This window comes from Corynebacterium occultum (genome assembly GCF_009734425.1).
Lineage (GTDB): Bacteria > Actinomycetota > Actinomycetes > Mycobacteriales > Mycobacteriaceae > Corynebacterium > Corynebacterium occultum.
This window is the reverse complement of the sequence record NZ_CP046455.1, coordinates 1035750-1048351: the sequence shown is the minus strand read 5'-3', so window position 1 is coordinate 1048351 and position 12602 is coordinate 1035750. Positions and strand designations below refer to the sequence as shown.

Here is a 12602-nt window from a genome sequence, read left to right as displayed (position 1 = left end):
TTCTTAAGTTGAGAACCTCTTCATGTTAGTGCTTCAGAGTTCGCGGACCTGCCCGGCTTCCACCTGCCAGTGCCGGTCGGTGCGCACCGTGGCCAGCATCCGCCGGTCATGGGTGACCAGCAGGAGGGTACCGGTGTAGGACTCCAGGGCTTCTTCGAGTTGCTCGATGGCAGGCAGGTCGAGATGGTTGGTCGGTTCATCGAGAACCAGCAGGTTGGTGCCCCTGGCCTGCAGGACCGCCATGCCGGCGCGGGTGCGTTCCCCGGGGGAGAGTTCCTCGATGGTCCGGTTGACATGATCGGAGTTGAGGCCGAATTTAGCCAGCAGGGTGCGGGTCTCCTCCCCGGTCAGCTCGGAGAGGAGTTCGCTGAAGGTCTGGATCAGTGGCCCCTCTCCGGCGAGGAGGGTGCGGGCCTGGTCGATCTCACCGATCTGCACGCTGGCTCCCAGGCTGGCGTTGCCCGCCACCGGTGTGAGCCTGCCCAGCAGGGCCCGTAGGAGGGTGGATTTTCCGGCTCCATTCGGGCCGGTGATGCTGATCCGCTCCCCCGCGTTGACCTGGAGGGAAACCGGGCCGAGGGTGAAGTTCCCCTGTTGGTAGCGGGCCTGGTTCAGGGTGGCCACCACGGTGCCGGATCGGGGTGCCGCACCGATGTGGAACTGCAGTTGCCATTCCTTCCGGGGTTCAGCCACCTCCTCCAGGCGGGCGATGCGGCTTTCCATCTGGCGGACCTTCTGTGCCTGCTTCTCGCTGGAGTCAGTGGCCGCCCGCTGGCGAAGCTTGTCATTGTCGGGTGCCTTCTTGATGGCGTTGCGCACCCCCTGACTCGACCATTCTCGCTGGGTGCGGGCCCTGCTGACCAGATCCGATTTCTTGGTGGCGAACTCCTCATAGCGGTCCCGCTGCTGGCGGCGCATCGTGGCGCGTTCCTCCAGGTAGGCCTCATAGCCACCGCCGTAGACATGGTTGCTGCCCTGGGCGAGGTCCAGTTCGACCACCTTGGTCACGGCGCGGGCCAGGAATTCGCGGTCATGGCTGACCAACACCACCCCGCCCCGCAGGCTGCGGACGAACTCCTCCAGGCGTTCGAGTCCGTCCATGTCGAGGTCATTGGTGGGCTCATCCAGCAGCACGATGTCGAAGCGGGAGAGCAGCAGGGCCGCCAGGCCGACCCGGGCGGCCTGCCCACCGGACAGGGAGGTCATCAGGATGTCTTCGGCGGCTTCCCCGAGCTCGAAACCGAGTTCGGCAAGCACGGCGGGGAGCCGCTCATCCAGGTCGGCTGCCCCACTGGCCAACCAGCGGTCCAATGCCACTGAGTAGGTGTCGGCGGCTGCGGTGCCCTCATCTTCACCCAGTCGCGCGGCGGCTTCCTCCATGGCCAGGGTGGCATCGGCGCAACCGGTGCGACGCGCGATGTATCCGGCGATGCTTTCCCCGGCGCGGCGTTCATGTTCCTGGGGCAGCCAACCGAGGAAGGCATCGGAGGGTGAGAGGGTGACGCTGCCCGCCTGGGGTGTGTCGACCCCGGCGAGTAGGCGAAGCAGGGTGGATTTACCGGCCCCGTTGGCACCGATGACACCGATGACGTCTCCGGTGGTGACGCTGAAATCGAGGGAGTGGAAGAGGGTGCGGTGGCCATGGCCACCGGCCAGGTTCTGGGCGACCAGAGTTGCAGTCATCCTCATATTCTCGCACTTTCCGGGGGATCAGCGGGCACACCCCCTCCTGTTCTTCTGGTCATGCTGACTGTAAGATCAAAATAGTTCATTGAGTCAAAGTGACTTTAAGGAGGTCTCGGTGGATCAGGAATCCATCCGGGTGGCGGTGTCGACGGTGATCTTCGCCCTGCGGACAGAAGGCACCGAGGGCAAGGAACTGCCCTCCCTGTGGACCCCCTTCGTCCCCCGACTGCACGAACCCCACCTCAACCAGTGGGCCCTGCCCGGTGGTTGGCTACCCGGGGAAGAGCAGCTGGAGGAGGCCGCCGCCCGCACCCTGGGGGAGACCACCGGCCTACACCCCAGTTACCTGGAACAGCTCTACACCTTCGGTCGAGTGGACCGCTCCCCCACCGGCAGGGTCATCTCGGTGGTCTACTGGGCCCTGGTACGTGGCGATGAGGTCGCCGAAGCGGCACCTGGTGAGAATGTCCGCTGGTTCCCCGCCGATGAGCTCCCCGAGCTCGCCTTCGACCACAACGAGATCGTCCGTTACGCCCTCCAACGGCTGCGCACCAAGGTCGAATACGCCCATATCGCCCACTCCTTCCTGGGCGAAACCTTCACCCTGGCGCAGCTGCGTTCCGTCCATGAAGCCGTCCTCGGCCAAAAACTCGATGCCGCGAACTTCCGAAGATCCATGGCCACCTCCACCGAGATCGTGGAAACCGGCGAGGTCCTCGCGGGCACCCCGCACCGACCCCCGAAGCTCTACCGCTACCGCCAGAGCAACCCCCTACCCGACCATTCCTGAGAAAAGGTTAGCCAGCCCATGACCACCCCACCCCTGATCGACGCCTCCGTTGACCGCACCCTGAAACTGATCGCCACCGGCGCAGCCTCCGGTTCCGCCTGTTCCCCCGGGCTGGAGTCCGGCCCCTGGCTCATCGACGCCGCACCCGGCTACGGCCCCGGTGCCTCCAACGCCGACCCCGTGCCGTTCGACACCCCGCGCCAGGGGGAACTCCCCGAGACCTACCGCACCGCCTCCGAGGCAGAGCTGGAGCAGCGGATCCGCGCCGCCAAGGAGAAACTCGGTGAGCGGGTGGTGATCCTCGGCCACTTCTACCAGCGTGATGAGGTCATCCAACACGCTGATTTCGTAGGGGACTCATTCCAGCTGGCCCGGGCCGCCAAGACCCGCCCCGAGGCAGAGGCCATCATCTTCTGCGGGGTGCATTTCATGGCCGAAACCGCGGACCTGCTATCCACCCCGAAGCAGTCCGTCATCCTCCCCAACCTCGCCGCCGGCTGCTCCATGGCAGACATGGCCGACCTGGAATCCGTGGAGGATTGCTGGGAACAGCTGGAAGAGATCTACGGCACCGAGCCCGACGCTGAGGGCCGGGCACCCCTGATCCCGGTGACCTACATGAACTCCTCCGCCGCCCTCAAGGGCTTCGTCGGCCGCCACGGCGGCATCGTCTGCACCTCCTCCAATGCCCCCGCCGTCCTGGAGTGGGCCTTTGAACGAGGCCAGCGGGTGCTTTTCTTCCCTGACCAGCACCTGGGCCGCAACACCGCCAAGGCCATGGGCATCCCCCTGGAACAGATGCCCCTGTGGAACCCGAATAAGCCCCTGGGCGGCAATGACGAAACCGAATTGGAACAGGCGAAGGTCCTGCTCTGGCATGGTTTCTGCTCCGTACACAAACGCTTCACCGTGGAACAGATCCAGAAGGCACGTGCCGACCACCCGGATGTTCATGTGGTGGTGCACCCCGAATCCCCGATGCCGGTGGTGGACGCCGCGGACTCCGCCGGTTCCACCGACTTCATCGTCAAGGCCATTCAGGCCGCCCCGGCCGGCTCCACCTTCGCCATCGGCACCGAGATCAACCTGGTCCAGCGACTGGCCGCGCAGTACCCGGAGCACACCATCTTCTGCCTGGACCCGGTGGTCTGCCCCTGCTCCACCATGTACCGCATCCACCCCGGATACCTGGCCTGGGTCCTCGAATCCCTCCTGGAAGGCAAAGTCCTCAACCAGATCACCGTCTCCGCCGAGGTCGCCGACCCCGCCCGGGTCGCCCTGGAAAGAATGCTCAGCGTCGTCCCGAAGGCGGTCACCAAATGATCCACCAGCGCACCATCGACCACCTGGTCCTCCACGCCCTGGAAGAGGACGCCCCCTGGGGAGACCTGACCTCGGAAACCCTGGTGCCGGCCGACGCCTGGCTCCATGCCGAATTAGTCGCCCGCGAACCCGGTGTCTTCAGCGGTGCGGAAATCTTCGCCGCCGCTTTCCGCCTCGTTGACCCGGACGTCAAGGTCCAGCTCCTGCTTGGCGACGGCCACCCCTTCCAGGCCGGCGAGGTCCTGGCAGAGGTATCCGGCCCGGCGCGCGCCGTGCTACGCGCGGAAAGAATCGGCCTGAACTTCGTGCAGCGCATGTCAGGCATCGCCACCCAGACCGCCCGCTATGTCGCGGCCGTCGCAGACACCCATGCCCGAATCGTGGACACCCGGAAAACCACCCCGGGACTGCGCCTCTTGGAACGACAGGCGGTGCGTGACGGCGGCGGACACAACCACCGCAGCTCCCTCTCCGATGCGGTCATGGTCAAGGACAACCACCTGGCCGCGGTGCTCTCCACGGGACTCAGCATCACCGCAGCCCTGCTCCAGATGCGGGAACGCCTGCCCCACACCACCCACATCGAGGTGGAGGTGGACCGCCTCGACCAGATCCCACCCGTGCTGGCCGCCGGGGTGGACACCATCATGCTCGACAACTTCAGCCCCGCACAGCTGCGCGAAGGTATCACCCTGATCAACGGTGCCGCCCTGGTTGAGGCCAGTGGCGGGGTCAACCTGGACACCGTCGCCGAGATCGCCGCCACCGGAGTGGACATCATCTCCGTCGGAGCCCTGACCCACTCCACCCCAGCCCTGGACCTGGGGCTGGATGTGGCCCCCGGACTCTAGGAGTTTCCCATGATCTACCTGGACCACGCCGCCACCTCCCCGGTACGCCGCGAGACACTCCAGGCTATGTGGCCTTATCTCACCGCACACTTCGGCAACCCCTCCAGCCACCACACCCTCGGCGAGGCGGCTGCCACGGGACTGGCGGACGCCCGCCGACGCATCGCCACCGTGCTGGGTGCCCGCGCCGGGGACCTGGTGTTCACTGCCGGCGGCACCGAGGCCGACAACCTGGCGATCAAGGGCATCTCGCTGGGTGATCCGCGGGGCAGGCACCTGATCACCACCCCCTTAGAGCACCCCGCGGTGCTGGAATCAGTGGAGTACCTGGCCAGGGTGCATGGTTTTGAGGTGGACTATCTTCACCCCGATGCCCAAGGCCTGGTCTCCCACTCTCAGCTTGCGCAGCTGCTGCGGGCAGACACCACCCTGGTGTCGGTGCACTACGCCAATAATGAGATCGGCACCATCCAGCCGATCCGGGAGCTGGCGGCGGTGGCACACCAGGCAGGGGTCCCCTTCCATAGTGATGCCGTGCAGGCCGCCGGGTGGCTGCCCCTTGACGTGAAAGAACTCGGGGTGGATGCACTCAGTATCTCCGGGCATAAATTCGGCACCCCCAAGGGCATCGGCCTGCTCTGGGTGCGGGGCCGGATCCCCCTGGAGCCACTGCTCCACGGTGGTGGTCAGGAACGGGGGCGGCGCAGCGGGACCGAGAATGTCGCCGGTGTGGTGGCGCTGGCCAGCGCCGTGGAACTCGCGGAGGCGGAACGTACCGGGCTGGTCCCCCGGATCGTCCAGCTCCGGGACCATTTCATCGCCCAAGTTCTGGCGAAGGTCCGGGGCGCCCAGCTGAGCGGGCATCCCAGTCTCAGACTGCCGGCCTCCGCATCCTTCGTCATCGAGGGAGTCTCCGGAGAGGGGGTGCTGCTGGAGTTGGAACGCCGCGGAGTGATCTGTTCCTCCGGCTCAGCCTGTGCCGCCGGGTCGGATGATCCCTCCCCGGTGCTGCTGACGATCGGGATTCCCGGGCCACTGGCCCAGAGTGCCCTGCGTTTCACGCTCGGGCCGACAACTACCCTGGCAGAAATCGATCAGGCGGCGGCTGCGGTGGTGGAATCGGTGGGCGTGCTCCGCCAGCTTCAGCCGCGCTGAGGGATCACGCTCCCCGGGGGTCCGGGTCAGAGCTTCTTCACCACGCTGGACTTCAGCTGCATCTGACCGAAGCCCGGCACCTTTGCGTCGATGTCATGGCCGTCGACACCATCCTCAATCAACCGGATGCCGGTGACCTTGGTGCCGATCTTTATCGCCTTGCCACCACCACCCTTGACCTTGAGGCTCTTGACAACGGAGACGCTGTCCCCGTCCCGGAGGACATTTCCGACAGAATCCTTGATGACATTTTCGGCCTCAACGGCTTCACCGGTCTCACCGGGCATCCACTCATGGGCGCACATGGGGCAGGCGAGCAAGGTGCCGGATTCATAGGTGAATTCGCTGTCGCACTCAGGGCAGGGGGGCAATTCAGTAGACATAGCCTCAGGATCCTACTAGGTTTTCCCGCCCAAAAGTTTTCAGGGGGTCCCCCCTGCCGTGCCATGGCGGCAGGTGGGGAGCCTAGGAGGTCAACATCACCTTCAGGGCCTTGGTCTCAGCCGCGCGACTGAATACGTCATAGGCCTCGAGAATGTCATCGAGCTTGAAGGTGTGGGAGACGAAGGGAGTCGCATCCAGCTTCTTCGATGCGACCATCTTCAGCAGGGTATCGGTGGTGTTGGTGTTGACCAGTCCCATGGTCATCTTGATGTTGGAGATCCACAGGGTGTCCAGGGGAAGGTTCACACCGGTGCCGTGCACCCCGACATTGGCGACCACACCAGCCGGGCGGGTGATCGCCAGGCAGTCGCTGAAGGTCTGCGGAATGCCCACCGCCTCGATGGCGACATCCACACCCAGGCCATCAGTCATGGCCAACACCTGTTCCTTCCAGTCCGGATCGGAGTTGACCACACCGTCGGTGGCGCCGAACTTCTTCGCCTCCTCCACCCGGTTGGCGTCCAGATCGATGGCGATGACCCGGGAGGGGCCGTAGAGGCCAGCCGTCAGGATCGCGGCCAGACCCACCGGACCGGCACCGATCACGGCCACCACATCCCCGGGTTTGACCTGGCCATACTGCACACCGATCTCATGGCCGGTGGGCAGGATGTCGGAGAGCAGGACACCCTCCGCATCACTGACCCCCTCCGGGATCTTGTGCACCGAAGTTTCAGCGAAGGGGACCCGGACGTATTCCGCCTGGGTGCCGTCGATGAGATGCCCGAAGATCCAGCCGATGCCGGGGGATCCCTCGTCTGCCCGGCAGTGGGAATAGACACCCTTCCGGCAGTAGTCACAACGGCCACAGGCACTCACGCAGGAGAGGATGACACGATCCCCCACCTTCAGGGTGCTGATTGCATCGCCGACCTCGGTGATGGTGCCCACTCCCTCATGTCCGAGAATGCGCCCCTCGGTGACCGCTGGAACATCACCCTTGAGAATATGGAGGTCGGTACCGCAGATCGTGGTGGTGTCGATCTTGACGATGATGTCGCTGGGCTTCTGGATGACCGGATCCGGTACCTCATCCCAGGACTTTCTACCGGGACCGTGATAAACGAGAGCCTTCATGGTTTTTCTCCTCATTCAAGGGGTCAGCCATTCCGACGAGTGGCCGACGCGGGAAAACTCGATGCTGGAACTATGTGTGGCCCACCCCGCCAGCGGAGAAGCCCACACCCCTGAGGCTACGCTCAGGAAAGGTTCTTTTCCGGTCTTTGACGGGTGAAGATTCAACCCGAAAACCCAGGTAGATAGCACCTTTTTCTGGTTCGCCCCAGCTTCACGACGCCGCGCCGGCACCGCCCGGTCAGCAGGTTTCAGAGTCCCCAGCCCTCCGCAGGTTCCCCAGGCAGCGTATGCCCCCATCTGCTGGTCTGGGTTTCATCCAGGCCCTCCTTCGCGAATGCCTTGCGTTCCGCGGTGCCGATCATCTGATCAAGCGTGGTTGCCATGATCCCGGCATGGCTCTCCAGATCCCAGTCCTCATTGGCACTTGCGGAAATGAACCAGCCGTCAGAGAAAGCGACGACGAACTGCGCCAACTTCGTCGGCAGCTCAGGGTCCGCCGTCAGAACATTGCCGGGGAGGTTATCCCGCCAGAATTCGGCGATGAACTGCAACCTGCTCCGGCGGATCTCCAGGAAAGTTTCCCGCGCCGCAGAACCCTCCAGGCGCCTCTCCAGGGCCATTGACAGGCCGATCCCCCAGGCACTTGAGGGATCAGTCGCCTCTTTTGCCCTGGTGGTCATGATCTCGGTCATCCGGTCCACGGGGCGCTCCCCCTCCCGAACCGTCCAGTCGTACTTGTTGAACCAGGCATCGACATAGCGGTTGATCAGGGCCGCAAAAAGCTTGTCCTTGTCACCGAAATGCCAGTAGATCGATCCGGTGGGCAAACCGGAGCGCTTACTGACCTTGGCGATGGTTGTTCCCTCATAACCCAGCTCCCTGGCCAGTTCCTGCGCCGCCTGCAGGATCTTGTCAACGGATTCTGCGCTGCGCTGGGAGCGTACCCCTTTTTTATCCATGTTCTCCCCCACGGTCTTTCCGACCCGAAATTGATTGTTTCATCTAAAAACCCAGTGTAGTTCCTGTTTTCCGGATCACTCAGCCAGGGGCCGCCCACCCCCTTTCCCGAGTCCTGGATCCCTTCCCAGCTACTTCAAACTGATCGATCTCAGTCCTAAAAAGGGGAGAAAAATCTGTGGACCCAGCACTTCCCAGGTTCCCGCCAGGACCCCGGGTGATTTATATTCAAAACTTTTTCGGGAAAATTCTACCTCCTCAAGGATCTCGAATTAACCCCCCTGAGCTGGACTTTCACCCTTTCCCCAACCCCTCTTCCAGGTAGCCGAAAGTGCCCTTGCCACACCCTTGAGGAAATTAGTTTCAGATCACCCATTGTGCTGGCATGTGACCTGAGTTATATTTCTAAGCAACCTAGAGCAGACATTCTAGATTGCGAGATCTAGTTCAGTATTTCTAGATCAGATGGTCTAGGTGGACACCGTGAACGCCCCCAGATTTTTCACTCTTCAAAGGAGACCCCGTCATGATCAACGCATTCGCCTACATGGGCATCAGCACCCCGAACCACGCCGACTGGAACGACTTCGGTACCCGCATCCTGGGCCTGGAGCGCGGCGCAGATTCCCCGGATGGTGGGGAGCGCTACCGCATGGACGACGCACTCTTCCGTCTGGCTGTCTACCCCGGCGACAAGGATGATGTCGCTTACCTCGGCTGGACCGTCAACTCCGCAGTTGAGGCCGCAGAGATGGAACAGCGCCTGACTTCCCACGGTGTCGAGGTCACCTACGCCAACGCCGTCGAGCGCGAGGACCGCGGTGTCGAAGGCTACTTCTGGTTCACCGACCCCTACGGCTTCCGTCACGAGATCGCCTGGGGCCAGTTCTTCTACCCCTCCACCTTCCATCCCGGCCGTTCCCACGCCGGCTTCCGGACCGGTGACCAGGGCCTGGGCCACGCCGTCCTCATTGTCCCGAACCTCAAGGAAGCCGAGGAGTTCTACCGCGGCGTCATGGGCTTCAAACTCTCCGACTACATCCGTGGCCCGTTCGATGTCCGCTTCTACCACGTCAACGGCCGCCACCACTCCTTCGCGCTGGCTGAAGGACCCTGCATCGGAGTCCACCACCTGATGTTCGAGACAAACTCCATCGACGACGTGGGCATCGCCCACGACCTGGTCACCGAAGCCGACCTCCCGATCACCATGGGTATGGGCCGCCACGTCAATGACCTGGTGACCTCCTTCTACGTGAAGTCCCCCTCTGGCTTCGCCATCGAGTACGGCTCCGGCGGACTCGAGGTCGACGACCTCTGGGTCGCCAAGACCTTCCACAGCTTCTCGATCTGGGGACACAAGCCGCACCCCAACCTCGCCGAGATGGGCCCGGGCATGGTCATCGAAGACCTCTCGAACGTCTCTGTCGAAGCCTAATCCCACCTGAGCCCAGCCAGCCCACCTCGAAAGGAATACCATGACCACCACACTTGACCTGCAGACCTTCGAACTTCCCTCGGTAGATATCGATCCGTTGCTTTTTCGCAGAACCCTGGGCGGCTACCCCACCGGTGTCTCCGTCATCACCGTCGCCGGCAACGGAGGCCCCTCGGGCATGGTGGTGGGAACCTTCACCTCGATCTCCCTCGATCCCCCGATCGTCGGATTCTTCCCGAAACGTGATTCCTCGACCCTGACGGACATCATCCAGGCCGGCCACTTCTGCGTCAATGTCCTCGGCACCGAGCACGAACACCTTTCCCGCAAGTTCTGCGGCCCCCGCGAAGAACGCTTCGAGGGAGTGCCCACGACCCGCGGTGCCACTGGTGCCCCGCGACTGGATGAAGCCCTCCTGTGGATCGACTGCACCCTGGAACGCGTCGTCCCGGTCGGCGACCATGTCCTGGTGACTGGCAGGGTCCATGACCTCAGCGAGAACAACGATCAGATGGACCCCCTGGTATTCCACCGCGGTGGTTACTTCGGTCTGAACCCCCAGTAAAACCACCTCCCCTCACCGATTCTTCAAAAACAGGAGACAGTACCGTGACTACCGCAACTCAGGTCATCACCCCCGTCAAGGACCGCATCGCCGCGGTCGCGCAAGAGCTGCGCGATCTGGCCCCGGCCACCGATGCCGCCGGTAAACTTCCCGACGAAGTCGTCGAACTCCTCCGCAGCACCGGCGTGACCCGCATGGCACTGGCCCGTGAACTCGGCGGTTACGAGTCCGGCCTGGACGAATTCTGCGAAGCAGTCATGGATATCGCAGCCCTCAACCCCTCCGCCGGTTGGGTGGCAGGCGTGGTCGGTGTCCACCCCTGGGAACTCAGCCAGGTGAACCCGAAGCTCCAGCAGGAGATCTGGGGTGAGGACCCGGATGTATGGACTGCCTCCCCCTACATGCCCTCAGGCCGAGCAACCCGAGTGGAGGGTGGATTCCGCTTCAGCGGCCGCTGGTCCTTCTCCTCCGGCACCGACGCCTGCGACTGGGTCACCATCGGCGGCATCATCGTCGACGAGGATGGCAAGCCGGAGCCGGGACCGAACTGGTACCACTTCGTTCTCCCCCGCAACGACTACGAGATCGTCGAAGGATCCTGGAATGTCGTCGGACTCAAGGGCACGGGCAGCAAGGACCTGATCGTCGAAGATGTCTTCGTCCCGGATTACCGTGTGATCAACAATGAAGACCTGGATGCCGGTCGACTGACCGAACAGTATGCGCCGGATAAGCCGATCTACAACCTCGTCTTCGGCACCGTGTTCTCCTACGCCATCGCTTCCGCGACGATCGGCATCTGCGACGGCGCCCTCAACGAGTTCGTTGAGTTCACCCGTGACAAGGTCGGTGGTTTCGGTGGTCGCGCTGCAGCGAACCCCTTCCAGCAGGCCGCCTATGCCGAAGGTGTCGCCGAAATCGAGGCCAGCAAGCTCCAGGTCCTCGATGGTGCACGCCGCATGATGGCCATCGTTGATTCCGGTCGCAAGCTGACCCGCTCCGAGCGTCTCTACTTCCGCACCATTCAGGTGCGCAGCTCCCGCCGAGCACTCAATGCGATCGAGAAGCTGTACACCTACGCCGGTGGCAGTGCCATCCGTCTGGAGCAGCCGATTCAGCGCTACTGGCGCGACGCGCACGCCGCAGCCAACCACATGTGCAACATCGCCGAGTCGATCTACACCAACTACTCGCTCGATGTCTACGGCCTGGAACACGACCAGAAGCTCTTCTACTAGATCAGCACCACCCCCGTGGCACCAGGGGGAGGCTTCCGCCCTCCGCCTGGTGTCACACCGATGAGCCCCACGCATAACACCCCCAAATAAAAAGGACGCATTGTCATGACCACCACCTTCATTCCCACCGAAATCACCCGCGAATCCACCTCCCGCACCGTTCAGACCAAGGACTGGAACATCCACTACCAGGAAGCGGGCACCGGATACCCGGTCATCCTGATTCACGGCAGTGGCCCCGGAGCCGGCGGCTGGAGCAACTTCTCCCCGAACATTGCGCCGCTGGCCGAAAAGTTCCGCGTCCTGGCAATCGACGTCCCGGGCTGGGGCAATTCCTCCGCAGTTCGGGCACAGGATTCCGATTCGGTGGAGGCACTCCGCCAATTCATGGATGAGCTGGGCATCGAGAAGGCGGCCCTGGTCGGCAACTCCATGGGCGGCATGATCAGCATCAACATGGCGATCGCACACCCGGAGCGTGTCTCCCACCTGATCTCCATGGGCGCACCGGGTCTGTCACGACCCCAGATCTTCTCCGCGGGTGGTCTCTCCGAGGGCATGAAGATCCTGGTCGAGGGTTACAAGAACCCGACCAAGGAGGTCATGCGCGAGCTGGCCAACATCATGACCTTCGACCCGGGTTTCGCTTCCGATGAAATGGTCACCCAGCGTGCCGAGGCTGCCGCCGAGCGCGATGACCACCGTGCGAACTTCCTCGAGGGATTCGGCAAGCCGGACGGCTTCCTGCGCTTCTCCGAGGCCAAGGACATCGCCACCATCACGGCACCGAGCCTGCTGATCCACGGCCGCGATGACCGGGTGGTCCACTTCGAACACTCCATGCAGCTGAACACCCTGATCCCAAACTCCCGCCTCTACCTGATCAACCAGTGCGGTCACTGGGCACAGCTGGAGCACAGTGAAGAATTCAACCGCATCGTCACGGACTTCATCGGCAGCTAACCCGACAGAGACTTAAGGGACGTGCTCGGAGAGCAGCTGGGCCACCGACACACAGGTCGGCCCGGCTGCTCATCTGATTCACGCCCAGAACTATCACACCTATATATAAGGAATA

General features: G+C 63.2%; 12 protein-coding genes. 8 read left to right on the top strand and 4 right to left on the bottom strand.

The window, feature by feature from the left end; all coding sequences use genetic code 11:
* Positions 1-33 precede the first annotated feature (33 nt).
* Entirely contained in the window at positions 34-1683 is a 1650-nt protein-coding gene (gene abc-f, locus COCCU_RS04945; protein ID WP_156230496.1) for a ribosomal protection-like ABC-F family protein, read from the bottom strand.
* Positions 1684-1801: 118 nt separating this feature from the next.
* On the opposite strand from abc-f, the gene COCCU_RS04940 reads away from it, so the two are divergent.
* Genes COCCU_RS04940 through COCCU_RS04925 form a run of 4 tightly spaced genes read left to right on the top strand, consistent with a single transcriptional unit; the run spans position 1802 to position 5805 of the window.
* Complete coding sequence (locus tag COCCU_RS04940; RefSeq protein WP_156230495.1) at positions 1802-2476, top strand: NUDIX hydrolase; 675 nt, start codon at positions 1802-1804, stop codon at positions 2474-2476.
* Between the two features lie 18 nt (positions 2477-2494).
* Positions 2495-3799: a quinolinate synthase NadA gene (nadA, locus tag COCCU_RS04935; RefSeq protein ID WP_156230494.1), complete on the top strand. Its 1305-nt coding sequence runs from the start codon at positions 2495-2497 to the stop codon at positions 3797-3799.
* Complete coding sequence (nadC, locus tag COCCU_RS04930; protein WP_156230493.1) at positions 3796-4650, top strand: carboxylating nicotinate-nucleotide diphosphorylase; 855 nt, start codon at positions 3796-3798, stop codon at positions 4648-4650. The genes nadA and nadC overlap by 4 nt, the downstream gene beginning before the upstream one ends.
* A 9-nt stretch (positions 4651-4659) precedes the next feature.
* A complete protein-coding gene (locus COCCU_RS04925) occupies positions 4660-5805 on the top strand; it encodes a cysteine desulfurase family protein (RefSeq protein WP_156230492.1) in 1146 nt (381 codons plus the stop codon).
* A gap of 26 nt (positions 5806-5831) precedes the next feature.
* On the opposite strand, the gene COCCU_RS04920 is transcribed toward COCCU_RS04925, so the two are convergent.
* From COCCU_RS04920 to COCCU_RS04910, 3 genes are all read right to left on the bottom strand, one after another.
* Positions 5832-6188: a zinc ribbon domain-containing protein YjdM gene (locus COCCU_RS04920; RefSeq protein ID WP_156230491.1), complete on the bottom strand. Its 357-nt coding sequence runs from the start codon at positions 6186-6188 to the stop codon at positions 5832-5834.
* 82 nt (positions 6189-6270) lie between these two features.
* On the bottom strand, positions 6271-7326 hold the full coding sequence (locus COCCU_RS04915; RefSeq protein ID WP_156230490.1) for a zinc-dependent alcohol dehydrogenase family protein: 1056 nt from the start codon (positions 7324-7326) through the stop codon (positions 6271-6273).
* A gap of 248 nt (positions 7327-7574) precedes the next feature.
* Entirely contained in the window at positions 7575-8285 is a 711-nt protein-coding gene (locus tag COCCU_RS04910) for a TetR/AcrR family transcriptional regulator (RefSeq protein WP_156230489.1), read from the bottom strand.
* Positions 8286-8809: 524 nt separating this feature from the next.
* Between COCCU_RS04910 and COCCU_RS04905 the strand changes: the two genes are divergently transcribed.
* The 4 genes from COCCU_RS04905 (at position 8810) to COCCU_RS04890 (ending at position 12487) form a co-directional block, all read left to right on the top strand.
* Positions 8810-9721: a VOC family protein gene (locus COCCU_RS04905; protein WP_197088441.1), complete on the top strand. Its 912-nt coding sequence runs from the start codon at positions 8810-8812 to the stop codon at positions 9719-9721.
* Positions 9722-9761: 40 nt separating this feature from the next.
* On the top strand, positions 9762-10286 hold the full coding sequence (locus COCCU_RS04900) for a flavin reductase family protein (protein WP_156230488.1): 525 nt from the start codon (positions 9762-9764) through the stop codon (positions 10284-10286).
* Positions 10287-10330: 44 nt separating this feature from the next.
* Positions 10331-11524: an acyl-CoA dehydrogenase family protein gene (locus tag COCCU_RS04895; protein ID WP_156230487.1), complete on the top strand. Its 1194-nt coding sequence runs from the start codon at positions 10331-10333 to the stop codon at positions 11522-11524.
* 105 nt (positions 11525-11629) lie between these two features.
* Positions 11630-12487 (top strand): alpha/beta fold hydrolase, encoded by an 858-nt coding sequence (locus COCCU_RS04890; protein WP_156230486.1) that lies wholly within the window; start codon positions 11630-11632, stop codon positions 12485-12487.
* The last annotated feature ends 115 nt before the right edge of the window (positions 12488-12602 follow it).